Origin of the sequence: Caballeronia calidae, from assembly GCF_900044055.2 — a bacterium.
GTDB lineage: Bacteria > Pseudomonadota > Gammaproteobacteria > Burkholderiales > Burkholderiaceae > Caballeronia > Caballeronia calidae.
In genome coordinates this window covers 119,480-142,881 of the sequence record NZ_FCOX02000006.1, presented here as the reverse complement: position 1 = coordinate 142,881, position 23,402 = coordinate 119,480, and the positions used below count along the sequence as shown (strand labels likewise).

Genomic DNA, 23,402 nt, shown 5'->3' with positions numbered 1-23,402 from the left:
GCGTTCCCCTTTCTTTCCGGAGAACCATAATGAAGAAGACCACTTTGCAACTGGCATGCGCGGTCCTGTTTTGCGCCGCGCAACTCGCCCATGCTGACACCACGTCCAATTCCACGTCGGGTTCGATCTCGGGTTCGACTTCGACGGGCATCGGCCAGGGTGGCGGCTCCAGTCTCAACAACATCGGCACGTCGGCGAACTCGACGGCCAACACCAGTTCCAATTCTTCGTCGGTGGGCGGCCTCGGTGTCGCGAACGCGAACGGCGGCCGATCGTCCGCTCAGGGCGGCTCGTCGAACGTCAACATCTCGCTGACGATGCCGGCCCTCGCGAATTCGAGCACGGGCGCGAACGGCACCGGCGCGAGCAGCGGCACCGATGCGACCGGCAAGGCGGCCACCAGCGGCCCCGGCACGAGCGCGTTCGATACGCGCACGACGGTCGATTACAACCAGAGCTCGTACTCGGTGCGCACGACGCCGGCGATCGCCGCCCCCGCACTGACGACGACGCTTTCCGATACCTGCATGGGCTCCGCGAGCTTCGGCCTCTCGATCACGGGCTTCGGCGCGACCGGTGGCACGACGCTCGTCGACCAGGCTTGCGTACGCCGTCTCGATGCACGCGAATTCCGCGCGATGGGCCTGACGGATGTCGCGCTCGCGCTGCTGTGCCAGAGCGAAGCGAACCGCCGCGCGGTCGAAGCCACGGGCCATCTGTGCCCGGGCATGACCACGCCGCTCGCGAAGTCGGGCGCGGACGCGGTGCTGTCGGATGACGAAAAGTATCGCGACCCGCTGATCCGCGCGCGTCTCGGCCTGCCGGTGACGGCCGCGAACAATCCGGACGTCAACCTGAAGACCCAGGACGAGGCCAAGCAGGCTCAGCCGGCGCCCGCGAAGCAGGTGGCGCAGCCGACGCCGGTCGCGGCGCGGATGTACGATCAGGCTGCGGACACGGATGGCGTGGAAGTGGCGAACGCGCCCATCGGCGAAAAGATCGAAGTCTCGCTGGTGCAGTGAGGAAGCAGCCCCGTCCATTGGCAGAGTGGCGCCATGGAGCAGAAGAGACGCGTCTGAGCAATCAGGCCGTCTCTCCCTTTGAAGGGTTGGCTCTGAAAGACTGGTCCCGGAGAGTCAACCCTCGTTTTCCCGCTGAGGCATGCGATGAAGAGTCAGATGAAAACGGCGGCCATCGCGCTCGCGGCGAGTGCGATGGTCTCGATGATGCCGATGAGCGCGCACGCCGATGCGAGCGCCGGCGTGATCTGGGCCGCGAACCCGGTCGGCGTGCAGTCGATGCCCGACGCGCAGGCGCTCGCGCTGTTGCCGTCGAGCGGCTACGTGCCGTTGCAGACATCGGGCGGCAAGTGCCTGCTGGTGGCGCGGCGCGGCACGCAGATCGTCGCGGTGGAACTGTCGCCCCTCGCGATCGGCCCGAAGGTGATCGGCTGGAAGCCGCAGGTGATCGACATGAGCACGCTCACGTCGAAGTGGGGGTATGAGCCGCCGAAATCGTCGATCGATACGAAGAGTTTCGGCAATCCCGTCACGAACGCGATCTCGACGGAGAACAAGACCGATACGTCGAAAGGCGGAGCGTTCGCGCGCGCGAGCAGCTGGAGCAACGGCAACGTGGAAGCGCACAGCAGCGCGATCGCATCGAGCTCGGGCGAGACGGAAGCGGCGGAGTCCGTCACGGTGAACGGCAAGACGTACCGCAAGTACAGTCATTTCAAGCCGGCGACCGCGGAGGCGCCGGTCGCGGCATCGGACGAATATTTCTGTCAGTGACGAACGCCGTCACGTCGCGGCGGACTTCGTCTCGACGACCGGCGGCACCGGCAACGCCACATCCTCCGCGCGCCGCGGCTCGTTGCCGAAACGCGCGACCGAGAACGAGAACGTGTTGACGCCGTTCTCGCTCGTTGCCGACACCGTGCCGCGATGCATCTCCGCCACCGCCTTCACGATGGCGAGGCCCAGGCCGTGATTCTCGCGGCTGTTCGTGCGCGAGCTTTCCGCGCGATAGAAGCGGTCGAAGAGATGCGCCATCACATGCGGCTGAATGGGCTCGCCGGGATTCGCCACCGCGATGCGGATGCGCCCATGCTCGCGCGAGATCGACACGGAGATGGTCGCATGCGGCGGGCAGTGCTGGATCGCGTTCATCACGAGATTGGACAGCGCGCGCCCGAACAGCGACGTGTTCACGAAGGCACGCGCATCGCCGCTCGCCACCGCGCGGACCTGCGCTTCCTCCAGCGGAATCTCCAGAAATTCCAGCGTGCGGCCGACTTCCGCCGCGAGCGATACCTCGACGAGACCCGTTGCGCGTTCGCCCTGATCGGCGCGCGCGAGGAACAGCATGTCGTTGATGATCGCGCGCACGCGCTCGAACTCTTCGAGATTCGATTGCAGCGTGTGACGCAATTCTTCGATGGAACGGTCGCGCGTCAACGCCACTTCAGTCTGACCGATGAGTATCGTGACCGGTGTACGCAGCTCGTGCGCGACATCGGCATTGAAGGATTCGAGCCTTCCGTAAGCGTGATCGAGCCGTTCGAGCGCGCCGTTGAAGGACTTCGCGAGATCTTCCAGTTCCATCGGCAGCGCGCGCGTGTTGAGGCGCTGCGAGCGGTTGTTCGGACTCAGCTTCGATGCGTCGCGCGTGAGCCGCGTGAGCGGCGCGAGGCCGAGTCGCGCGACCGAATAGCTCAGCACCAGCACGGCGACGGTGGCGAGCGCCATCAATGCGGCGAGCGCGAGACCGAACGCGCGCATCGTGTGGACGTTCGGCGAGCAGTCGATCGCGACGAACAACTGCAAGGGCGGACGGTCCGCATTCGGCGGGATCGTCAGCGTGGTCATCAGCATGTCGTACGTGTGATCCGCGGGGCGGAAGCGCGCATAGCCGCCCATCACGCGCTTGACGACGCGGCCCTGCGGCGGCGCGCCGTATTCATAGCGCGGATCGTTGCTCGATACGGCGAAGAGCGTCGAGCCGTCGCGCGGCGTGATGTCCGCGAGCTTCTCTTTCGCGATCTTCCATTTGTCCGGATTCGATACGTGCGTGACGATGAGCCGCGCGATCTCCGCGCGATTGTCGAGCGAATCGCGCAAGTGCTGCTCGAGCTGCACGCGCAGCACGAGAAACAAGCCCGAGCCGACGAGCGAAAACACGAACAGCGCAACCAGCGCGAACATCACGGCGAGACGCCGTGAAATGGAGCGCTGCGTGCGCGGCTCACGCGCCTCATGCTGCGGCAACGACGCCCACTTCGTGTTCATGATGGTCTCGCGTCTTCCCTTGCTTCGCGCGTCTCGCGGGCTTCGCGCACTTCGAGCACGTAGCCCATGCCGCGCACGGTATGCAGCAGTTTCGTGCGAAACGGTCCGTCGAGTTTCGCGCGCAGGCGCTTGATCGCCGTTTCGACGACATTCGTGTGGCTTTCGAAATCGACTTCCCAGACGAGCTCGGTGATCGCGGTCTTCGAGAGAATGTCGCCGTGACGGCGCGCGAGCACCGAAAGCAGCTGGAACTCCTTCGCGGTGAGATCGAGCCTCACGCCGTCGCGGGTCGCGCGGCGTCCGATCAGATCGACATACAGATCGCCGACGGAAATGAGCGTCGATTCCTGCGCGCGCGTGCGGCGCGCGAGCGCATGCAATCGCTCGACGAGCTCGAGGAACGAGAACGGCTTGGTCAGATAGTCGTCCGCGCCTTCGCGCAAGCCGCGCACGCGATCGTTGATGTGATCGCGCGCGGTGAGCATGATGACCGGCGTGGACTTCTGCATGCGCAATGCCTTCAGCACCGCGAAGCCGTCGCGTCTTGGCAGCATCACGTCGAGCACGATCACGTCGTAGTCGTATTCGATGGCGAGATGCGTGCCTTCCTCGCCGTCCATCGCGACATCGACGACCCAGCCCTGCTCGGTCAGGCCCGAGCGCAGGTAGTCCACCACTTTATGTTCGTCTTCGACTATCAGGACTTTCATGCCTGGCACCTGTGCGCGTTCAGTGTGTGTTTACCGTGTTCGTTCAACTGCTTACTATACGAGCCTCGCAGCCTTCCTGCTTGATTTCGTCCCGTGTCAGCGCGGCGTCGGTCTATCGCTTGCATTTGCAACTTCTTCGCTATCGCGTGTCGCGTCCTGGACGTCCCAGCCGCCGCCCAGCGCCTTCACGAGCGCGACCGACACCGTGCGCTGCTGCCCGCGAATCTGCACGTCCTGACGTTCGCTCGTGAGCAATTGCTGCTGCGCGGTGATGACGTCGAGATAGGCGACGAGCCCGCCCGAATAACGATCGTTCGCGAGCGACAGCAGGCGTTGCGCGTCTTCGACCGCCGCGTGCGATTGCTTCGCCGCGCCATCGAGCACCGACAATCCGACGATCCCGTCCTGCACTTGCTGAAACGCGCCGAGCACCGTTTGCCGATAATTCGCGACCGCCGCGACGTAACCTTCGTTCGCGAAATCGACGGCGGCGGCGCGTCGCCCTCCGTCGAACACGACCTGGCTCGCCATCGTGCCGATGGTCCATAACAGGCTCGGTGCTGAAATGAGGCTGGAAAACGCGGTGCTTTCCCAACCGATGGTGCCATTCAGCGTGAGGCTCGGGAAGAACGCCGCCTTCGCGACGCCGATCTGCGCATTGGCCGCGGCCATCGCGCGTTCGGCCGATGCGACATCGGGCCTGCGTTGCAGCACATCGCTCGGCACGCCGAGCGGTATCGGCGGAAGCGGGCGATCGTTCGACTCGCGCGCGATGGAGAATTGCGGCGCGGGCGTGCCGACGAGCGCGGCAATGGCATGTTCGAATTGCGCGCGCTGATTCAGGAGCAACTGCGCCTGCACGCGTGTCTGGTCGAGCAGTGCCTGTTGCTGCAGCACATCGAGGCCGGAGACCGCGCCGAGATCATGCTGCGCTTTCACGTAATCGAGCGCTTTCATCTGCAGATCGACGGAACGGTTCAGCACGTCGATTTCGGCATCGAGCTCGCGCATCGAGAAGTAATCGCTGGCGAGATCGGTCGTGAGCACGAGCCGCGCATTCGCCAGATCGTCGCGCGATTGATCGGCCGATGCGCGCGCGCCTTCCACTTCGCGCCGGATGCGGCCGAAGAGATCGACGTCGTAATTGACGGTCGGCGCGAGCTTCAGATCGTTCTGCACGGTGGAGCTGTTCGGCGTCGCGTAGTTGTTGACCGGGCGATTCGTCGAAATGCGCGAGCGCGATGCGTTCGCGCCGAGATCGACTTCGGGCAGCGCGAGCGCGGAGGTTTGCGCGAGCGTCGCGCGTGCCTGCGCGTAATGCGCGCTCGCGGCGGCGAGCGTCTGGTTCTGCGCGAGCGCCTGCGTTTCGAGCGTGTTGAGCGTGGCGTCGTCGAAGCCTTGCCACCAGTCGAGCGCGAGCGGCGCATGTGACGGTTCGCCGACGCGCCAGTACGAATCGGTCTTCCATGTCGGCGGTGTCTCCGCGACGGGCCGATGATAGTCGGGCCCGACGGTGCAGGCCACGAGCATCGGCACGAGCATGATGCAGAGCGCGGCTTTCATGATGCGGCCTTGTTGCCCGATGCAGGCTGTTGCAGCCCGTGCGGCGCAATGACGACATGATCGCCGTCCGCGATCGAATCGCTCGGGTTGATGATGATCTTGTCGCTCGCCTCGATGCCGCTCTCGATTTCGAGCGACTGACCGAGATCCTGCGCGATCACGATCTTGTGCAGATGCACCTGTCCGTTCGCATCGACGACGGCGAGGCGCGGGCCCTCCGAGCGAAACAGCAGCGCATTGCCGGGCACGAGCAGGCGCGCATGCGCGGTTGCGGGCAGCGCGACCTGCACATACGCGCCGGGGCGCAGACGGCCATCGGGATTGGGCAGCGTCACTTCGATCTGCAGCGAGCGCGTGGGTACGTCGATCGCGCCGGAGATATGCGTGATCTTGCCGTGGAACTGCTCGCCCGGCAGTTCCGCCTGCGAGACGGCCACGTCCTGTCCGACCGCCACGTTCTGCGCATACGCCTGCGGCATCTGCACGAACACGCGCAACGGATCGGACTGCGCGAGTGCGAAGAGCGCGCGGCTCGTGCCGCTGCCCGCATCGATGAGATCGCCCACATCGACATTGCGCTGCGTGACGACGCCGGCAAACGGCGCAACGATGCGCTTGAACGATTCGAGCTGACGCAGACGCTTCACGTTGGCATCGGCGGCGGCGAGGTTCGCGACGTCCTGGTTGAATGTGCTCTGACGTTCGTCGAGTTCCTGTTGAGACACGGCATCGCGTTGACGCAGTTGTTGCCAGCGTTCGAGCGAACTCTTCGCAAGACCGAGGCTCGATGCGGTCTGGTCGCGCTGCGCGACCGCTTGCGCGAGTTCCTGATCGATCTCGGGCGTATCGAGATCGGCGAGCAACTGGCCTTGCTTCACGCGCGTGCCGATATCGACATACCAGTGCAGCAGATAGCCCGTTGCGCGCGCATAGATCGGCGATTCGACGAAGCCGCGCAAGGTGCCGGGCAGCGTCGTCTCACCGCCGCCGTCCGTTTGCGACGGCTGCACGACATTCACATACTGCTGCGCGTTCTGCTGCGTGCGTGCGGCCATCGAGCGGTTATGCAGCACGTCGGTGACGACGGTGCGCGCCGCGCCGATCGCAAGCAGCGCGAGCACGATGACGAGCGCGATCTTCGCGCGCTTCCATTCGGCATTGCGCGGCGGCAGCGCGGGCCCTTCGTTCGGGTCGCGTGCGGGAATCGCAAGCGATGCGTGATTCTTTTCGGTCATGTTCGTCGAATGCCGTGAAGTCAGTGTTGGCCGCTGTCGTGTTCATGCGGGCGCGTGTTCTTGCGCGCGGCGCGCCGCGCCAGACGCGCATGAATGCCTGCAAAGACGAGCGGCACGAAAAAGAGCGTGGAAACCGTTGCGAACAGCAGGCCGCCGATGACCGCGCGGCCGAGCGGCGCGTTCTGTTCCGCGCCTTCGCCGAGACCGAGTGCCATCGGCACCATGCCGATGATCATCGCGAAGGCGGTCATCAGCACGGGACGGATGCGGCTCGCGCCCGCTTCGAGCGCGGCGGTGAGCGGCGGCATGCCCGCGTTCAGCCGTTGCCGCGCGAACGAGACCATGAGGATGCTGTTCGCGGTGGCGACGCCCATCGTCATGATGGCGCCGGTGAGCGCGGGCACGCTCAAATGCGTGCCGGTGAGAAAGAGCATCCAGATGATGCCCGCGAGCGCCGCGGGCAATGCGCTCACGATGATGAGCGGATCGATCCACGACTGGAAGTTCACGACGATCAGCAGATACACGAGCACGATCGCCATCGCGACGCCCAGGCCAAGGCCAAGGAACGACGTGCGCATCGTTTCGACCTGTCCGCGCACGACGATCTGGCTGCCGCGCGGAAGCGTCTTGCGCGCTTCATCGACGAGATGATTCACCTGCCGCGCGACGCCGCCGAGATCGCGCCCTTCCACGCTCACGAAGAGATCGATCACGGGCCGGATGTTGTAGTGGGTGACCACCGCGAACTGCGTCTGCGGCGAGAGGCGCACGAGATTGCCGAGCAGTTGCGTGGGCCCGTTGAGCGATGCGGACACGGGCGTGCGCAGGAGTTCGTCGATGGACGAAACCTGATACTGCGGCGTCTGCACCGCGAGGTTGTACTCGACGCCGTTGCGCGGATTGAACCAGAATCCCGGCGCGGTTTGCGAGCTGCCCGATAGCGAGACGAGCACGTTCTGCGCGACATTGCTCGCGGAGAGATTGAGTTGCTGCAGGCGCGTGCGGTCCATCTGCAGGTCGATCGCGGGCTCGTCGAGCTTCTGCTGGATGTGGGTGTCGACATTGCCGGGAATCATGCGGATCTGCTTCATCAGCCTGCTCGCGACTTCGAAGTTCGCTCGGCCGTTCTGCCCTTGAATCTGCACGTCGATGGCGGCGGGCAGGCCGAAGTTCAAAATCTGCGTGACGATATCGGCGGGCTGAAAGAAGAACTCGACGCCGGGAAAGCGGCGCGGCAGAAGCGCGCGCAGTTCGTCGATGTAGTTTTGAGTCGGCGCGTGATCGGGTTTCAACGCGACCTGAATCTCGCCGTCGAGCGTGCCGATCGTGCCCGCGTTGCTGTACGACAGATTGATGCCGCTATAAGGCAGGCCGAGGTTATCGAGTATCGTCGCGAGCTCGTCCTGCGGCACGACCTGGCGCACGACCTTTTCGACTTCATCGGCGAGACGCGCGGTTTCCTCGATGCGCGTGCCCGTCGGGGCGCGCATGTGCATGCGGATATCGCCGGCATCGACGCTCGGAAAGAAGTCCTCGCCGAGCACGAACACGAGGCCGGCCGATAACACGCAGAAGCCCAGAAAGAGCGCCGCGAAAAGACGCCTGCGCACCAGCAGGCTCGACAGAATCACAATATACGCGCCGCGCATGCGCTCGAAGCCGCGATCGAAACGGCGGTGCAGGCGCATGAAAAGATTCGGCCTTGCCTTCGCATCGGGCGCGTGTGCGTGGCCCATCAGGAGCATGGCGAGCGTCGGCACGAGCGTGCGCGACAGGATGTACGAAGCGAGCATCGCGAAGACGACCGCTTCGGCAAGCGGCACGAAGAGATAGCGCGCGACGCCGGTGAGAAAGAACATCGGCACGAACACGATGCAGATGCATAGCGTCGACACGAGCGCGGGCACCGCGATCTCTCCCGCGCCTTCGAGAATCGCATCGTGCAGATCGGTGCCCATGTGCAGGTGCCGCTCGATGTTTTCGATCGTCACGGTCGCATCGTCGACGAGAATGCCGACCGCGAGCGCAAGGCCGCCCAGCGTCATGATGTTGATGGTCTGCCCGAGCGCATGCAGCACGATCAGCGACGAGAGAATCGAGAGCGGTATCGAGATCGCGATGATGCACGTGCTGCGCCAGTTGCCGAGAAAGAGCAGGATCATCGCAGCGGTGAGCGCGGCGGCGATCAGCGCCTCGCGCACCACGCCCTGCACGGCGGCCTTCACGAACACCGACTGATCGAAGAGCGCGCTGATCTTGAGATCGGGCGGCAGCGAGGCGCGCGCTTGCGGCAAGAGATCCTTCAGCGTGTTGACGATGGACAGCGTCGACGCGTTGCCGTTCTTCAGCACCGAGATCAGCACGCCGCGATGACCGTCCTGCCGCACGATGTTGGTCTGCGGCGAGAAGCCGTCGCGCACGTGGGCGACCTCGCGCAGGTAGGTCGTCGCGCCGTTGATCGTGCGTACGGGAATGTCGTTCAGTCCCGCGACCGTCGCGGGCGAGCCGTTCATGTTGATCGTGTATTCCTTCGGGCCGATTTTCGCGGTGCCCGTCGGCAAGATCAGGTTTTGTGCGTTGACGGCCTGCACGACGTCGGTCGGCGTGAGTCCCTTGGCGAGCAGCGCGCGCGTGTCGAGATCGACGGAGATGAGCCGCGTCTTGCCGCCGTAAGGGTAGGGCACGGCCGCGCCGGGAATCGTCACGAGCTGCGGGCGCAGGAAGTTGAGCGCGGTGTCGTTCAGGTCCTGCTCCGACTGCCTTGGACTAGACAGTCCGAGCTGGATCACCGGAATGCTCGACGCCGAATAGCTGATGACGAGCGGCGGCGTCGCGCCCGGCGGCATCTGCTTGAGTTGCGCCTGCTCGACGGCGACCGTCTGCGCAATCGCGGTCTGAATGTTCGCCGTGGGTTGCAGAAAGAGCTTGATGATCGCGATGCCTTGCAGCGATTGCGACTCGATATGCTCGATGTTGTTCACCGTGGTCGTGAGGCTGCGCTCGTTGACCGACGTGATGCGATTGGCCACGTCCTGCGCGGAAAGGCCGGTGTAGTTCCAGATGATGCTGACGACGGGAATATCGATTTCGGGAAGCACGTCCACTGGTGTCGTCACGAGGACGAAGGGCGTTGCCAGCAGGATCATGATGGCCATCACGATGAACGTGTAAGGCCGCTTGAGCGCAACGTTGACTATCCACATTGAGTCGTTCGGAAGATGCTGGGGAAGGGCGCTGCGAGTGAGACGAAGGCGGCGCGCGGGACGCAATGACGGAGCGAGGCGTGCGGTTCGCCATCAGTGCCGCTATGGTAGTGGCCGGGCACCAACGACAATATGACGTGAATATGGCGCTTTCGTCAGATTAGGCGTTTTGAAAGCAAGCATACGAAAGCGCGCGGTCAGGGCCGCGCGCATCTTTCGAACATGACGGGAATAGATTCGCTTCAGCGCAGATAACTTTCCGCATTGGGAGCGAGGTTCGGATAACCCGGCTGCATGCGATACACGCTCGCGCCTGTATAGATGCCTTCCTTGATGTCGAGGAAGCTGCCGGGATATCGGCCGTCGTTTTCTCCCGGGCGGTATCCGGCCTTCTCGGCCTGCACCAGATCTTCGCGGACCTGCTGGCGCGTGAGTGCGCTCGATTGAGCGAGCGCGGCGAGCGGCGCGGCGGCGAGAACGAAGAAGGCGATGCGCGTGACAAGCTTCATGGCGGACTCCTCATGCGAATGATGGGATGAACGCGGCTCTACGCGGGCGTGCTGTGCGGACAGCCGCTTCGCGATTGTAGGTTGTCGATATGAGCGCGCTTCGCCTGAGGCAGGGATGAATGGAACGATTGCGCGAAGCGAAACGAAGAGCGAGATGGAGACGGCGCGGGATCGTTCGCGGGCGGCGGGAGCCGCGCGTGTCTCATTGGCTGGACCGATGAAGCGCTATTGCGAGTTCTGCTGCATCGCGGGTTGCCCCGATGCGGACGAACCATCGGATGATGAACCGTAGGCGGTGGAGGACTGCAGCTTTTGTTCCGCTGCCTGGATGTTGTCCGGATAGAATGCGTCGCGCTCGGACGGGTTGTAGCCGGCTTGCTCGACGCGCTGCAGGTCCTGCTTCACCTGGGCGCGTGTGAGGCCTTCGCTTTGCGCGAGCGCGGCGAGCGGCGCGGCGGCGAGCGCGACGACGGCGATGCGTGTGACCAGTTTCATGGCGTACTCCTCATGCGAGTGAAGGATGAACGCGGCGTGCGGTTGCGCGATATACAGCGTCGCCACGGCCACCACAGCCACCCCTCGATTCTATTTGTCGTACGGTGACGACATGCTGGCCATCAGATGGCCCTTTGGTCAGATTGGTGCGTGCGCAGAATGTGCCGCGAAGCCGTCGAGAGGGCGTCTGTGATCGCGCACGGCCGGTGATAGACTCGCCCGCGTGAGGCGTTTTGTAAGTCGCCTGGAAGAACATTGCGCACGATTCATCGCGCGCATCATGGACTGTCCCGATACCGCATCAGGAACCGATAAATTGCCGTTCAATCTGCCGACCACGGCCACCGCGCCGTTCTGTCCATCCGAAGTCAAAGGCTCTGTCGCCGTCGCGCAGGGCGCGCCGCTCTGGAAGAAGCTATTGCAGTTCGCGGGGCCGGGCCTGCTCATTTCCATCGGCTATATGGACCCCGGCAACTGGGCGACCGATATCGAAGCCGGATCGCGCTATGGCTATAGCCTGCTCTTCGTCGTCCTGCTGTCGAGTCTCGCGGCGATGGTGCTGCAATGTCTGTCGATGCGCCTCGGCATCGTCACGGGGAAGGATCTCGCGCAGCTATCGCGCGAGCGCTATGCGAAGCCGGTGGCGAATGTGCAATGGATGCTCGCGGAGTTGTCGATCATCGCGTGCGATCTGGCGGAAGTGCTCGGCGGCGCGCTCGCGTTTCACTTGCTGTTCGGCGTCTCGCTGATGTGGGGCGTCGTGCTTACCGCGTTCGATACGCTCATCGTGCTGGGCCTGAAGGGCAAGAACTTTCGCGATCTCGAAGCGATCATGCTCGGGCTCATCGCAACGATCGGCGTGGGCTATGTCGTCGAGCTCGCGTTGGTGAAGCCGCACTGGCCATCGGTCGCGGCGGGCCTCGTGCCTTCGATCCATGCGTTGAGCGATCGGGAGCCGCTTTATCTCGCGATCGGGATTCTCGGTGCGACCGTGATGCCGCATAACCTGTATCTGCATTCGTCGATCGTGCAGACGCGGGTGGTCGATCGCGCTGCGAAGAGCCTCGCGTCGGCGATCAGCCTTTCGCGGCTCGATACCGTCGTGTCGCTCGTGCTTGCGTTGCTCATCAATGCGGCTATCCTGATTCTTGCCGCCTCGGCGTTTCATGCGACGGGGCATACGCAAGTCACCGAAATCGAAGATGCCTATAAGCTGCTCGCGCCTATCGTCGGGACGGGGCTCGCGGCGATTCTCTTCGCGGTGACGCTGTTTGCTTCAGGACAGAGCTCGACCTTTACCGGGACGATCGCGGGGCAGGTCATCATGGAAGGGTTCCTGCGGCTGAAGATTCCGTGTTATCAGCGGCGCTTCATCACGCGGGCGCTCGCGCTCGTGCCGGCGTTGATCGGCGTGTATGTGATGGGCAATGGCGCGGTCGGGAAGCTGCTCGTGGCGAGCCAGGTCGTGCTGAGTCTGCAGTTGCCGTTCGCGCTGTATCCGCTGATCCGCATGACGAGCGATCGCGCTCTGATGGGCACGTTCGTGAACAGGCCGCACACGAAGGTCGTCGCGTGGGCGCTGTTCGCGGTGATCAGCGCGGCGAATGTCTGGCTCGTGGTGCAGACGGTGGGAGAGTGGCTTCGGTGAAGTGAAGCAAACGTTGACGTGAGGTCGAGCCATGCAACTTCAAACGGGTAACCTGTTCAGCTTCGAAGCGAAGGGCGGCGCCGACGAGCGGATCGACATGATCGTCACGGGGCAACGCCTGAACGTGGAGCGGATCGTGTCGATGGGACACGCGAGCCCCGAAGGCTTCTGGTACGACGACTCACGCGCCGAATGGGTCGTGCTGCTGTCGGGCGCGGCCGCGCTCGAGTTCGAAGAGGACTCGACGTTGCACGAGATGCGTCCGGGCGACTACGTGCTGATCGAGCCGCATTGCCGGCATCGGGTCGCGTGGACGCATGGCGAAGAGCAAACCATCTGGCTTGCGATCTATTACGAGCGTTGAACTTCAACCCCGCAGTTCGCCGGGACCTTTGCCCGTCCAGCGCTTCAGTGCGCGGCGGAAATTGGCCGTATCGCTGAAGCCGAGAAGCATCGCGACATCGTCCGTGCTCATCTTGGTCGTCTTCAGATACTCGAGCGCGAGCGAGCGCCGCACATCATCGACGATCGCGAGAAACGAAGTGCTTTCCGCTTCGAGCCGCCGCCGCAAGGTGCGCGTCGTCATGTGCATCGTCTCGGCGACCGTCTCCATGCCGGGAAAGACGCCTGGCGTGCTCATCAGAATCTGGTAGACCTCGCCCGATACGCCGCTGGATGTCTTCGCCTGTCCGATCAGCCGGTCGCATGTTTCCTGCAGCAGCGTCGAAGTGAGCTGATGCGCGAGTTGCGGTTTGCGGTCGAGTATCGCGCTGTCGTAGATGAGCTCGCATTGCTCCTGATCGAAGTAGCACGGACAGCCCAGATAGTCCGGATAGATATTCGCGTGCGCGGGCGCGGGATACGAGAAGCACGCCTTGAGCGGCGGGCACACGCCGCCCGCGACATCCTGAAGATGCGTGACGTGCTGCGTGTACTGCTGCTCGATGACGAATTCGCGCAGCTCTTTCGACGGGCTCGACATGAAGGCGTCGGGGAACGTCCAGACCATCCGGTCCGGATATTCGGTCCATTCGATCGCGACCATCGGCGTGGCGAGCCGATGGTACTTGACGCCCAGCTTGAAGTAATCGCGCAGGGAAAGACACGACATCAGCGCGTATCCGTACATGCCGTACGCCGACAGGTGCAGCTTTCCGCCGACCTTGAACGGCGTGGACGGATCGCGCGACAGCGACAAGGCGTTCTTGCACACCGCCGCATATTGGCCGATGGACGTGAGCACCGACGCGTCCTGCAATGCGTCCACGCTGACACCGCTGCCGCGCAGGCTGTCCTCCGGCGCGATGCCCTGCTCGGCCAGCACCTCCACCAGCGCGGCAATTTTGTACGGCGCGTACATGCGCTCGTTGAGCGGTGGCCGGTTCACCGACATGCTGTCCTCCCCCGATTCACATTGTCCTCGCGGGACTCCCGCGTGTCCGAAAATGACCTTACGGAGAGGATGCTAGCTCAATAAGATGACCGTCACAAGCCGCCGTCCGTCATCGGGACGGTCCAGTGCAGGCATGGAGACGAGGACAGCAAAGATGAGCAAGGCAGACCGGAAGGTCATCATTTCATGCGCCGTGACCGGCGCGACGCACGTTCCCACGATGTCGGAGCATTTGCCGATCACGCCGGCGCAGATCCGCGATCAGGCGATCGAAGCGGCCGAGGCGGGCGCGGCGATCATCCATCTGCATGCGCGCGATCCCGTCGATGGGCGTCCGACGCCGAGCCCCGATGTATTCCGTCAGTTCGTGCCTGCCATCGCCGAAGCGACGGATGCGGTCATCAACATCACGACGGGCGGAAGCACGCGCATGACGCTCGAAGAACGGCTCGCGTATCCGCTCCGAGCGGCGCCCGAGATGTGCTCGCTCAACATGGGCTCGATGAACTTCTCGATCCATCCGCTCGCGTCGAAGGTGTCGTCGTGGCGGCATGGCTGGGAGAAGGACTACGTGGAAGGCATGGAAGACATGATCTTCCGCAACACGTTCAAGGACATCAGGCACATCCTGCTGGAGCTGGGCGGCAAAGGCACGCGCTTCGAGTTCGAATGCTACGACCTCGGCCATCTCTACAATCTCGCGCATTTCGTCGATCAGGGGCTCGTGAAGCCGCCGTTCTTCATTCAGTCGGTGTTCGGGATTCTCGGCGGCATGGGCGCGGACCCCGAAAACATGACCGTCATGCGCGCGACGGCGGATCGCCTGTTCGGGCGCGACAACTATCACTTCTCGGTGCTGGGCGCCGGCCGTCATCAGATGCCGCTCGTCACCATGAGCGCCATTCTCGGCGGCAACGTGCGCGTCGGCCTCGAAGACAGCGTGTATATCGCGAAGGGCGTGAAGGCGGAATCGAACGCGCAACAGGTGCGCAAGATTCGCCGCATTCTCGAAGCACTTTCGTTCGACATCGCGACGCCCGAGGACGCGCGCGCGATGCTCGGTCTCAAGGGGCGCGACAAGGTCACGCTCTGACGCTTTCTCAATCATTCGACCCACGCTGCCATCGCACGACAAGAGCAGCCGATCCAAACGGAGACAACATGGATACCGTCAAATCAAGTATCGACGCATTGCATCGCGCCGCGACGCGCACAGCGATGCTGCGGCTCATCCCGCTCATGTGCGCGATCTACTTCATGTCCTTCCTCGACCGCACCAATGTGGCGCTGGCGAAGATGCAGCTCGCCGCCGACGTGGGCATCAGCGCGGCGGCATACGGCCTCGGCTCGGGCATCTTCTTCATCGGCTACGCGCTGCTCGAAGTGCCGAGCAATCTCGCCGCGCATCGCGTGGGCCCGAGACGCTGGATCGCGCGCATCGCGGTGAGCTGGGGCATCCTCTCCACCGCGATGATGTTCGTGCAGGGCGAGTGGTCGTTCTATGCGCTGCGCGTGCTGCTCGGTATCGCCGAAGCCGGGCTCTTTCCCGCGCTCATGTACATGGTGACGCTGTGGTTCGCGCCGCAGGACCGGCCGATCGCGGTGGGCTGGATTTATACCGCGCCGGCGCTCGCGCTCGTGCTCGGCAACCCGATCGGCGGCGCGCTGATGCAGCTCGGCGGCATCGGCGGTCTGCACGGCTGGCAATGGATGTTCATGATCGAAGGCATTCCGAGCGTGCTCGCCGGCGTGCTGCTGTACTTCAAGCTGCCGGAGCGTCCGCGCGATGCGCGCTGGCTCTCGCCCGAAGAAGCGCAGGCGCTCGAAGCGCGCGCCGTGATCGATACGCACGGGCATCCGGAACTCACGTCGGCGGACTGGCTGGCTGCGCTGAAGCGGCCGACGACCGTGCTCATCGGCCTGATCTATTTCCTGAATCAGGTGGCCTTCGTCGGGCTGTACTTCTTCACGCCCGCGATCATCCAGCAAATGCACATCAAGACGCCGTTCATCGTGGGGCTGCTGTCGGCGAGCGTGGGCGTCGGCTTTCTGCTCGGCGTGCTGATCCTGCCGCGGCTGCATCGCCGTCATGGCAACGACTGCGTGTATCTCGGCATCCTGACGGTGGGGCTCGTCGCGGGCGCGTGCGCGTTCATCGCGACGGCGAGTCCGGCGGGGCGCATGGTGCTGCTGGCCGTCACGGCATTCTTCGGCGGCGGCGTGCTGCCCTCGTACTGGGCCATCGCGATGAAGCGCCTTCAGGGCATTCAGGCGGCGGCGGGGCTTGCGTTCATCAACACGATCGGCCTGATCGGCGGCTTCGTGGGGCCGTATCTCTTCGGCATGACCGAAACCGTCACGGGCCGCAGCGATTCGGGCTTTCTGGTGATCGTCGCGGCATCGGTGCTCGGCCTCGCGCTCGTGCCGGTGTTCGCGAGAGCGATCCGACGCGAAGCGGGCGCATCGGCGCCGATGGACAACGGCAATGCAGCGGGCATGCGCTCATGACTGACACAACGAACGAGAACGGAACCATGAGACTGGAAAACAAGGTGGCGATCGTCACCGGAGCGGGGCAAGGCATCGGCGCGGCGACCGCACTGAAGTTCGCGCGAGAAGGCGCGACGGTCGTCGCATGCGATGTGAACCAGGCATCGGTGAGCGATGTCGTCGCGCAATGCCGCGAGACGGGCGGCGACGCGAGCGCCTTTTGCATCGACATGTCCGAACGCCGCAGTGTCGACGAAATGGTCGCGGCGGTGCTCGGGCGCCACGGACGCATCGACGTGCTGGTGAACAACGCGGGCATCACGCGCGATGCGCGCCTGCAAAAGATGACGCTCGATCAGTTCGATGCCGTGATCGACGTGAATCTTCGAAGCGTGTTTCATGCGAGCCAGGCGGTGGTCGACAGCATGATCGCGCACGGCTCGGGCGTGATTCTCAACGCGAGCTCGGTCGTCGGCATTTACGGCAACTACGGGCAGACCAACTACGCGGCGGCGAAGTTCGGCGTGATCGGCTTCACCAAGACATGGAGCCGCGAGCTCGGCCCGAAAGGCATACGCGTCAACGCGGTCGCGCCCGGCTTCGTCGATACGCCGATCCTCTCCACCGTTCCCGGCGACGTGCTCGACAGGATGCGCGCGCAAGTGCCGCTCGCGCGCCTCGGCAAGCCGGAAGAAATCGCCAACGTCTACGCGTTCCTCGCCAGCGACGAAGCCAGCTACATCAACGGCGCTGTGATCGAAGTATCCGGCGGCATGACGCTCTGACAGGCATCGGACACGACGAACATGAATGCATTCGAGCTTTTGAAACCGCAACCCGGCTTGCGCGTGCTGATCACCGGCGCGGCATCGGGCATCGGCGCGGGCATTGCGCAAGCGTTTCTGCAAGCGGGCGCACAGGTCTTTATCTGCGATGTCGACGGTTCAGCCATCGACGAGTTCACAGCCGGACACGTCGGTCTGCACGGCTGCGTCGCGGATGTCGGTGATCCGCATCAGGTCGATGAGGTCATCGAGCGAACCCGGCAAGCGCTGGGCGGTCTCGATGTGCTCGTGAACAATGCGGGCATCTCCGGCCCCACGGGATCGATCGAAGAACTCGATCCCGCGCAATGGGAACGCACGGTCACCACCAATCTGAACAGCCAGTTCTACTTTCTGCGCAGGGCCGTGCCCTTGCTCAAGGAAACGTCGGAGCGTGCGAGCATCGTCACGATGTCGTCGGTCGCGGGGAGGCTCGGCTATGCGTTTCGCACGCCGTATGCGGCCACCAAGTGGGCGCTCGTCGGGCTGACCAAGTCGCTCGCGATCGAGCTGGGCCCGAGCAATATTCGCGTCAACGCGATCCTGCCCGGCGTGGTTCAGGGCGAGCGCATGGATCGCGTGATCGCCGCGCGCGCGGCGGCGCTGGGCATCACGTTCGAAGCCATGCGCGATGACTATCTCAGGAAGATATCGCTGCGGCGCATGGTCACCATCGACGACATTGCCGCAATGACACTCTTCCTGACCTCGCCGGCCGCCGGCAACATCACCGGACAGGCGATCAGCGTGGACGGCAACGTCGAGTATCTTTGAAACGCGCGGCGCTTACGTAAAAAAAGCGCCATGCCCTCACGAGCATGGCGCTTGCATTCCGCGCAGTCAGGGCGCGCTTATTTCACCACCGCCACCGGCGCATTCGACTTGACCGCCACCGCCGCCGGAATCGCCGCATCGACGGTCTGCGTCTGATCCACCGTCGTGCGTCCGCCATCGCGGAAGAACGCCTGCTCGGCGGCCTTGTTCAGCACGAGAATACTGATGCGCCGATTGGTCGGCTCATCGACGACGTCCTTGTTGAGCGGAAGGACATCGGCGAGACCGCGCACCTGCAGCACCTTGCTCTCCTTCATCCCGCCCGCGACGAGCGCGCGCCGTGCCGCATTGGCGCGTTCGCTCGACAGTTCCCAGTTCGAATAACCCGTCTGACTCCCGGAATAAGGCACGGCGTCCGTATGCCCCGCGATCGACACGCGGTTATCGACATCGTTCAGCGATGCGCCGATGTTCGTCAGAATCGTCGTCACATAAGCTTCCAGCCTGAAGCTGCCGGAAGCGAACATCGGCCGATTGAGCGAATCGACGATCTCGATGCGCAAGCCTTCGCTCGTGATCGCGATCCGGATCTGATCCTTGAACGCGCGCAATGCAGGCATCTGCTCGATGAGCGCCATGAGCTTCTGCTTGAGCTGCTGCAACTTCTGCAGGTCATCCATCGCGACGGCCGCGCGCGCGATCGTTTGCGGCACCGGCTGCGTCTGGCTCTTGTGGCCTTCGCCGGGACGCGAGCTCGACAGATCCTTGCCGCCGCCCGTGATGACGCTCGTATGCGCCGACGCGCCGCCGTCATTGCCGAACAATGCGGAAAGCGGCGTATTGAAGTATTGCTCGATGCCTTCCTTGTCGTACTTCGACGTCGATCCGAGCAGCCACATCAACAGAAAGAACGCCATCATCGCGGTGACGAAGTCGGCGTACGCGATCTTCCATGCGCCGCCGTGATGACCGTGAGCGTGCGCCTTCTTCTTGCGTTTCACGACGACAGTAGGCGCGAGCACCGACTGCAGCGGATCGCGTGATGGTTTCTCAGCCATGTGCGGAATTCCCTTGCGTGCGCTGCGTGATCAGGATGCCGACTTCGGCATCTTGGTGGCGCGCACCGCGTCGTCGAGCTCCTTGAAGCTCGGACGGTCGGCGGTGAAGAGCACCTTGCGGCCGAACTCGACGGCGACGGTCGGCGCGTAGCCGTTCATCGATGCGAGCAGCACGGACTTCACGCACTGGAACGGCTTCGCTTCGGCGGCGCCCTTCGCGTTGAGCAGGTCCGCGAGCGGGCCGATGAAGCCATACGCCAGCAGAATGCCGAGGAAGGTGCCGACGAGCGCGCCCGCGATCATCTCGCCGAGCACGGCGGGCGCCGCGCCGACCGAGCCCATCGTGTGCACGACGCCCATCACCGCCGCGACGATACCGAACGCGGGCAGGCCGTCTGCCATCTTCTGGATCGCGTTCGCGGCCACCGAGCTTTCGGCGTGATGCGTCTCGAGCTCTTCGTCCATCAGGTCCTGCATTTCGAGCGCGTTGACATTGCCCGCCGACATCATGCGCAGATAGTCGACGATGAAATCGAGCAGATGATGATCGGCCATCACGTGCTCGTACTTCTGGAAGAGCGGGCTGGACTCGGGCGCGTCGACATCGGCTTCGAGCGCCATCATCCCTTCCTTGCGCGCCTTTTGCAGCAGTTCATACAGCAGCGCGATCAGCGCGAGGTATTTCTCTTTCGTGTAGCCGCCGCCCTTGAATACCTTCGGGATCGCCTGCAGGGTTTTCTTGAGCGTGGGCGTCGGATTCGACACGACGAACGCGCCGATCGCCGCGCCGAAAATACACAGCAGCTCGAACGGTTGCACGAGCGCGGCGAGGTGGCCGCCGACGCCGATGAAGCTTCCGATCACCGAGCCGATGACCACCACCCATCCGATGATGACAAACATGATTTCTCCGCAAATATCCGCGCGCCGCGGGCCGTGCGTGCTCGGGCTTGAGACGCGCACGGCTCGCGACGCATTGTTCGCTTGTTGTGGGGCTTATCGGCTCGGAACGCCCGGATATTTAGGGTGGCGCGTGCAAGTTTTTCTGCGCAAATGTTTGCGGAGTAAATCTTACGTTCGTTCGATCTGCTGCCGAATGTTGTGCGCGCCGCCGCTTACGTCGCGGGTAATGGATCGCGTGCTTTGGCTTCGTCTAACATGGCTCGCATGAACTCGACCCTCGCACTCCCTGTTGCGCATTCCACCGTCGGCGCGCTGCTGCGCGAATGGCGCCAGCGGCGTCGCATGAGCCAGCTCGATCTCGCGGGCGAGGCGGACGTGTCCACGCGCCATCTGAGCTTCGTCGAATCGGGCCGCTCGCTGCCGAGCCGCGAGATGCTGATGCGCCTCGCGGAGCGCCTCGACGTGCCGCTGCGCGAGCGCAACACGCTGCTCGTCGCGGCCGGTTACGCACCGCTGTATCGCGAGCGCGCGCTCGTCGATCCGCAACTCGCGGCGGCGCGGCATGCGGTCGATCTCGTGCTGAAAGGGCACGAGCCGTATCCCGCGCTCGCGGTGGATCGTCACTGGACGATGGTCGCGGCCAATGCGGCGATCGCGCCGCTCGTCGCCTCGGCGCATGAGGAACTGCTCGCGCCGCCGGTGAACGTGCTGCGCCTGTCGATGCATCCGCAAGGTCTCGCCGATGCCATCGACAACTGGCACGAATGGCGCGCGCATCTGCTCGCACGGCTGCGCCGGCAGATCGAGGTGTCGGGCGATGCTACGCTCGTCGCGCTGCTCGCCGAGCTCGAGGCGTATCCCGCGCCCGTGCATGCCGGGGACGCATCGCGCGGCGAGACCGATCCGGTCGTCGTGCCTTTGCGCATGCGCACGCCGCACGGCGTCCTGTCGTTCTTCAGCACGACGACGGTTTTCGGCACGCCGGTCGATATCACCTTGTCGGAGCTCGCGATCGAAGCCTTCTTTCCCGCCGACGACGCTACCGCCGATATCCTTCGCGATCTCGCCGACGCACGACGCTGAACTTGCATCGCTGCCCGCGTGCTTACAAAATTGAACCTGGCGCACGCGCGCGGATCAATCGATAAGCAGGCTGCGCAGCGCGCGGCCTGTGTCAGCTTTTGTCCAACCAACGCGGAAGACAGCGATGATTCAAACATTCGAGCAAGTGATCGGCGGGCAAAAGATGCAGTTCTGCGCGAGCATCGCGGAAGGCGGCGGCCCGCCGCGCGTCATCATCAGCCGGGCGGATTCGGCGGAATCGCTCGTGATCGTCGAGGCCGACGGCATCATCGGCACGATCAAGGCGGAGGTCGAGGCGCCCGATACGCTCGTCGCCGATGCCGTGCGCAAGGCGCAGCAGGAAGCGCTGATCGAGCGCGCGCTGGAAACCGGCGCCGTGCAGACGACGAGCCTGTAGTCTTTCTCGTGGCGCATCACGCAAAAATGCCCGCGCGGTCGGAAGGCCGCGCGGGCATTTTTGCGTGACGGAGGACAGCTCCTACATGCGCGGTTCGCCGTTCTTCGGATCGGCGGGAACGATGGGCGTCGCCGAATCCGGGCCGTCCGGCATGTCGGGATCTTCGGGATTCGGCGGGGCGTCCGGGTCGAGCAGCTTGTCCGGGTCCGGCTCGCGCGGCTCCTCGGGGGAGCGGGGCATCGTCGACATGGTCTTCTCCTTTCTCCTCATAGAGTCGATGGCGTGCGCGCCGGTCGCTTTTCAACGCGCTTCGCCTGACCGGTGCAACGGGCGTTCCCGCTGCATCTCGTTCGCCGGATTGCGCACATGACGCGCGATCAGCGCGGCGCACAACAGCAGCGCGACCGATATTCCCGCCGACCAGCGCACCGCATCGACGATATGTTGCGGGCTCGCCGCGCCGTCGCCGTGCGCCGTGAGCGCGCCGAACATCGCGACGCCGATCGCGCCCGCCGCCTGCCGCGCGGTGTTGAGCACAGCCGACGCCGTGCCCGCGCGCTGCTGGCCGACGGTGCCGAGCAAGGCGGTCGTCATCGCGGGCACCGCGAGACCCATGCCCGACGGAATCAGCAGGAACGGCACGAGCAGCGCGGCGGTGGGCGTCGTCGCATCGACGAAGACGAGCGCGGCGAAACCGGCGGCATCGATGAGCGCGCCGGCGATCATCGGACCGCGCGAGCCGAAGCGCGCCACGACGGGACCGCTCGCCAGGTTCGAGACGAGAAAGCCGCCCGTCAGCGGCAGGAACGCGAGGCCGGTCTGCAAGGGCGTCTGGCCGAGCACGCGCTGCAGGTACAGGCTCAGGACGAACACCATTCCATAGTAGGTGAGATTCACGCCGATGCCGAAGACCACCGCCGCGCTGAACGTGCGCTCGCCGAAGAGCGAAAGCGGCAGCATCGGCGCGCGGCTGGTGCGCTCGATCGCGATGAACGCGCCGCCCGCCGCGAGCGCCAGCACGAGGCCGCCCGCGACGAGCGGATGCGCCGGCCCGAGCGGACGCAGCTCGATCACCGCGCCGACGAACGCCGCCAGCGCGACGATCGCGAGCGCCTGGCCGGGCAGGTCGATGCCGCGCGCGGGGTGCGCGTCCTGCGCACGCGTCTTCCCGACCCACGCGAGCGTCGCGAGCACGCCCGCCGCGCAGATCGGCACGTTGACCCAGAAGATGCTGCGCCAGCCGAACGCCGCGATCAGCACGCCGCCGACGACCGGCCCCGCCGCGATCGACACCGCGCCCGCCGCCGTCCACAGGCCGACCGCACGCGCGCGCAGGCGCCGGTCGTGGCCGCACGCGGCGTTGAGCAGCGCGAGCGAGTTCGGCAGCATCGCGGCGGCGCCGACGCCTTGCAGGGCGCGCGCGGCGATGAGTTGCGGCGCATCGCGCGAGAACGCACACGCGAGCGATGCCAGCGCGAAGAGCGCGAGCCCGCCGAGAAACATCCGCCGCGCGCCGAAGCGGTCGCCGAGCGCGCCCGCCGAGAGCATGAGCGACGCGAACGCCAGTGCGTAGCTGTCGACGGTCCATTGCAGGCTCGCGACGCCCGCGTCCAGATCGTGTCCGATGCTCGCAAGCGCGACATTCACGATCGACACATCGAGCTGAGAGACGACGAAGCCGACGCTGGTCGCCGCGACGACGAGCATCTGCCGCGCGGACAGATGCGTTTCTGAAGGAGAGAGGTTCGGGTTCATGCCGAACATCGTAGGCGTGGCGCGCGTGCGACGTTTCGGCGTGAGGTGAAACGTGAAAGCAGGGCAAAA

22 protein-coding genes are annotated in these 23,402 nt (G+C 64.5%); 10 read left to right on the top strand and 12 right to left on the bottom strand.

What is annotated here, in order from left to right; genetic code table 11:
• Positions 1–29 precede the first annotated feature (29 nt).
• Positions 30–1,022 carry a hypothetical protein gene (locus AWB78_RS08730; protein WP_062604162.1) on the top strand — a complete coding sequence of 331 codons (993 nt, stop codon included), beginning with the start codon at positions 30–32 and terminating at the stop codon, positions 1,020–1,022.
• A 156-nt stretch (positions 1,023–1,178) separates the two neighbouring features.
• The gene (locus tag AWB78_RS08725) at positions 1,179–1,793 is read left to right on the top strand and encodes a hypothetical protein (protein ID WP_232477648.1); all 615 of its coding nucleotides are present in this window, start codon (positions 1,179–1,181) and stop codon (positions 1,791–1,793) included.
• A 9-nt stretch (positions 1,794–1,802) separates the two neighbouring features.
• Here AWB78_RS08725 and AWB78_RS08720 read toward each other — a convergent pair whose 3' ends face one another.
• The 7 genes from AWB78_RS08720 to AWB78_RS08690 form a co-directional block, all read right to left on the bottom strand.
• Entirely contained in the window at positions 1,803–3,290 is a 1,488-nt protein-coding gene (locus tag AWB78_RS08720) for a heavy metal sensor histidine kinase (protein WP_062604160.1), read from the bottom strand.
• A complete protein-coding gene (locus AWB78_RS08715; protein WP_062604159.1) occupies positions 3,287–4,000 on the bottom strand; it encodes a heavy metal response regulator transcription factor in 714 nt (237 codons plus the stop codon). Before AWB78_RS08715 ends, AWB78_RS08720 begins: the two co-directional genes overlap by 4 nt.
• 96 nt (positions 4,001–4,096) lie before the next feature.
• Positions 4,097–5,563, bottom strand: coding sequence for an efflux transporter outer membrane subunit (locus AWB78_RS08710; protein ID WP_062604158.1), 1,467 nt, complete (start codon positions 5,561–5,563; stop codon positions 4,097–4,099).
• Positions 5,560–6,798, bottom strand: a complete 1,239-nt coding sequence (locus tag AWB78_RS08705; RefSeq protein ID WP_062604157.1) for an efflux RND transporter periplasmic adaptor subunit — start codon at positions 6,796–6,798, stop codon at positions 5,560–5,562. The genes AWB78_RS08710 and AWB78_RS08705 overlap by 4 nt, the downstream gene beginning before the upstream one ends.
• A gap of 20 nt (positions 6,799–6,818) precedes the next feature.
• Positions 6,819–10,004 carry an efflux RND transporter permease subunit gene (locus AWB78_RS08700; protein ID WP_062604156.1) on the bottom strand — a complete coding sequence of 1,062 codons (3,186 nt, stop codon included), beginning with the start codon at positions 10,002–10,004 and terminating at the stop codon, positions 6,819–6,821.
• A gap of 242 nt (positions 10,005–10,246) precedes the next feature.
• Positions 10,247–10,513: a DUF4148 domain-containing protein gene (locus tag AWB78_RS08695; protein ID WP_062604155.1), complete on the bottom strand. Its 267-nt coding sequence runs from the start codon at positions 10,511–10,513 to the stop codon at positions 10,247–10,249.
• 225 nt (positions 10,514–10,738) lie between these two features.
• Positions 10,739–11,008 (bottom strand): DUF4148 domain-containing protein, encoded by a 270-nt coding sequence (locus tag AWB78_RS08690; protein ID WP_062604242.1) that lies wholly within the window; start codon positions 11,006–11,008, stop codon positions 10,739–10,741.
• Between the two features lie 316 nt (positions 11,009–11,324).
• On the opposite strand from AWB78_RS08690, the gene AWB78_RS08685 reads away from it, so the two are divergent.
• Both AWB78_RS08685 and AWB78_RS08680 read left to right on the top strand, forming a co-directional pair.
• Positions 11,325–12,656 carry an Nramp family divalent metal transporter gene (locus tag AWB78_RS08685; protein WP_062604154.1) on the top strand — a complete coding sequence of 444 codons (1,332 nt, stop codon included), beginning with the start codon at positions 11,325–11,327 and terminating at the stop codon, positions 12,654–12,656.
• 31 nt (positions 12,657–12,687) lie between these two features.
• The gene (locus AWB78_RS08680; RefSeq protein ID WP_062604153.1) at positions 12,688–13,020 is read left to right on the top strand and encodes a cupin domain-containing protein; all 333 of its coding nucleotides are present in this window, start codon (positions 12,688–12,690) and stop codon (positions 13,018–13,020) included.
• A 3-nt stretch (positions 13,021–13,023) separates the two neighbouring features.
• On the opposite strand, the gene AWB78_RS08675 is transcribed toward AWB78_RS08680, so the two are convergent.
• Positions 13,024–14,049, bottom strand: a complete 1,026-nt coding sequence (locus tag AWB78_RS08675) for an AraC family transcriptional regulator (RefSeq protein ID WP_062604152.1) — start codon at positions 14,047–14,049, stop codon at positions 13,024–13,026.
• Between the two features lie 154 nt (positions 14,050–14,203).
• Here AWB78_RS08675 and kce point away from each other — a divergent pair, with 154 nt between their 5' ends.
• From kce to AWB78_RS08655, 4 genes are all read left to right on the top strand, one after another.
• The gene (gene kce, locus AWB78_RS08670) at positions 14,204–15,142 is read left to right on the top strand and encodes a 3,5-dioxohexanoate:acetyl-CoA acetone transferase (protein WP_062604151.1); all 939 of its coding nucleotides are present in this window, start codon (positions 14,204–14,206) and stop codon (positions 15,140–15,142) included.
• 68 nt (positions 15,143–15,210) lie between these two features.
• Positions 15,211–16,557: an MFS transporter gene (locus AWB78_RS08665; protein ID WP_062604150.1), complete on the top strand. Its 1,347-nt coding sequence runs from the start codon at positions 15,211–15,213 to the stop codon at positions 16,555–16,557.
• 26 nt (positions 16,558–16,583) lie between these two features.
• Positions 16,584–17,324, top strand: a complete 741-nt coding sequence (locus AWB78_RS08660) for a beta-ketoacyl-ACP reductase (protein WP_062604149.1) — start codon at positions 16,584–16,586, stop codon at positions 17,322–17,324.
• Positions 17,325–17,345: 21 nt separating this feature from the next.
• Entirely contained in the window at positions 17,346–18,137 is a 792-nt protein-coding gene (locus tag AWB78_RS08655) for an SDR family oxidoreductase (protein ID WP_062604148.1), read from the top strand.
• A gap of 77 nt (positions 18,138–18,214) precedes the next feature.
• Here the strand turns inward: AWB78_RS08655 and motB are convergent, their stop codons facing one another.
• The gene (motB, locus tag AWB78_RS08650; protein ID WP_062604147.1) at positions 18,215–19,195 is read right to left on the bottom strand and encodes a flagellar motor protein MotB; all 981 of its coding nucleotides are present in this window, start codon (positions 19,193–19,195) and stop codon (positions 18,215–18,217) included.
• Positions 19,196–19,225: 30 nt separating this feature from the next.
• Positions 19,226–20,098: a flagellar motor stator protein MotA gene (gene motA / locus AWB78_RS08645; protein WP_062604146.1), complete on the bottom strand. Its 873-nt coding sequence runs from the start codon at positions 20,096–20,098 to the stop codon at positions 19,226–19,228.
• A 264-nt stretch (positions 20,099–20,362) separates the two neighbouring features.
• On the opposite strand from motA, the gene AWB78_RS08640 reads away from it, so the two are divergent.
• Together AWB78_RS08640 and AWB78_RS08635 are read left to right on the top strand one after the other, a co-directional pair.
• Positions 20,363–21,181 carry a helix-turn-helix domain-containing protein gene (locus AWB78_RS08640; protein WP_062604145.1) on the top strand — a complete coding sequence of 273 codons (819 nt, stop codon included), beginning with the start codon at positions 20,363–20,365 and terminating at the stop codon, positions 21,179–21,181.
• A gap of 124 nt (positions 21,182–21,305) precedes the next feature.
• The gene (locus tag AWB78_RS08635) at positions 21,306–21,578 is read left to right on the top strand and encodes a hypothetical protein (RefSeq protein ID WP_062604144.1); all 273 of its coding nucleotides are present in this window, start codon (positions 21,306–21,308) and stop codon (positions 21,576–21,578) included.
• A gap of 81 nt (positions 21,579–21,659) precedes the next feature.
• Here the strand turns inward: AWB78_RS08635 and AWB78_RS46380 are convergent, their stop codons facing one another.
• Together AWB78_RS46380 and AWB78_RS08630 are read right to left on the bottom strand one after the other, a co-directional pair.
• Positions 21,660–21,827, bottom strand: coding sequence for a hypothetical protein (locus AWB78_RS46380; protein ID WP_157697440.1), 168 nt, complete (start codon positions 21,825–21,827; stop codon positions 21,660–21,662).
• A 51-nt stretch (positions 21,828–21,878) separates the two neighbouring features.
• Entirely contained in the window at positions 21,879–23,333 is a 1,455-nt protein-coding gene (locus AWB78_RS08630) for an MFS transporter (protein WP_232477647.1), read from the bottom strand.
• Positions 23,334–23,402: the final 69 nt, after the last annotated feature.

What these genes read in the sequence shown, in the direction of transcription:
- AWB78_RS08655 (WP_062604148.1), top strand. Translation starts at nt 17,346, where the DNA reads ATGAATGCATTCGAGCTTTTGAAACCGCAACCCGGCTTGCGCGTGCTG.
- motB (WP_062604147.1), bottom strand. Translation starts at nt 19,195, where the DNA reads ATGGCTGAGAAACCATCACGCGATCCGCTGCAGTCGGTGCTCGCGCCT.
- AWB78_RS08640 (WP_062604145.1), top strand. Translation starts at nt 20,363, where the DNA reads ATGAACTCGACCCTCGCACTCCCTGTTGCGCATTCCACCGTCGGCGCG.
- AWB78_RS08680 (WP_062604153.1), top strand. Translation starts at nt 12,688, where the DNA reads ATGCAACTTCAAACGGGTAACCTGTTCAGCTTCGAAGCGAAGGGCGGC.
- AWB78_RS08635 (WP_062604144.1), top strand. Translation starts at nt 21,306, where the DNA reads ATGATTCAAACATTCGAGCAAGTGATCGGCGGGCAAAAGATGCAGTTC.
- AWB78_RS08690 (WP_062604242.1), bottom strand. Translation starts at nt 11,008, where the DNA reads ATGAAACTGGTCACACGCATCGCCGTCGTCGCGCTCGCCGCCGCGCCG.
- motA (WP_062604146.1), bottom strand. Translation starts at nt 20,098, where the DNA reads ATGTTTGTCATCATCGGATGGGTGGTGGTCATCGGCTCGGTGATCGGA.
- AWB78_RS08720 (WP_062604160.1), bottom strand. Translation starts at nt 3,290, where the DNA reads ATGAACACGAAGTGGGCGTCGTTGCCGCAGCATGAGGCGCGTGAGCCG.
- AWB78_RS08725 (WP_232477648.1), top strand. Translation starts at nt 1,179, where the DNA reads ATGAAAACGGCGGCCATCGCGCTCGCGGCGAGTGCGATGGTCTCGATG.
- AWB78_RS08665 (WP_062604150.1), top strand. Translation starts at nt 15,211, where the DNA reads ATGGATACCGTCAAATCAAGTATCGACGCATTGCATCGCGCCGCGACG.
- kce (WP_062604151.1), top strand. Translation starts at nt 14,204, where the DNA reads ATGAGCAAGGCAGACCGGAAGGTCATCATTTCATGCGCCGTGACCGGC.
- AWB78_RS08675 (WP_062604152.1), bottom strand. Translation starts at nt 14,049, where the DNA reads ATGTCGGTGAACCGGCCACCGCTCAACGAGCGCATGTACGCGCCGTAC.
- AWB78_RS46380 (WP_157697440.1), bottom strand. Translation starts at nt 21,827, where the DNA reads ATGTCGACGATGCCCCGCTCCCCCGAGGAGCCGCGCGAGCCGGACCCG.
- AWB78_RS08715 (WP_062604159.1), bottom strand. Translation starts at nt 4,000, where the DNA reads ATGAAAGTCCTGATAGTCGAAGACGAACATAAAGTGGTGGACTACCTG.
- AWB78_RS08660 (WP_062604149.1), top strand. Translation starts at nt 16,584, where the DNA reads ATGAGACTGGAAAACAAGGTGGCGATCGTCACCGGAGCGGGGCAAGGC.
- AWB78_RS08705 (WP_062604157.1), bottom strand. Translation starts at nt 6,798, where the DNA reads ATGACCGAAAAGAATCACGCATCGCTTGCGATTCCCGCACGCGACCCG.
- AWB78_RS08630 (WP_232477647.1), bottom strand. Translation starts at nt 23,333, where the DNA reads ATGAACCCGAACCTCTCTCCTTCAGAAACGCATCTGTCCGCGCGGCAG.
- AWB78_RS08710 (WP_062604158.1), bottom strand. Translation starts at nt 5,563, where the DNA reads ATGAAAGCCGCGCTCTGCATCATGCTCGTGCCGATGCTCGTGGCCTGC.
- AWB78_RS08730 (WP_062604162.1), top strand. Translation starts at nt 30, where the DNA reads ATGAAGAAGACCACTTTGCAACTGGCATGCGCGGTCCTGTTTTGCGCC.
- AWB78_RS08695 (WP_062604155.1), bottom strand. Translation starts at nt 10,513, where the DNA reads ATGAAGCTTGTCACGCGCATCGCCTTCTTCGTTCTCGCCGCCGCGCCG.
- AWB78_RS08700 (WP_062604156.1), bottom strand. Translation starts at nt 10,004, where the DNA reads ATGTGGATAGTCAACGTTGCGCTCAAGCGGCCTTACACGTTCATCGTG.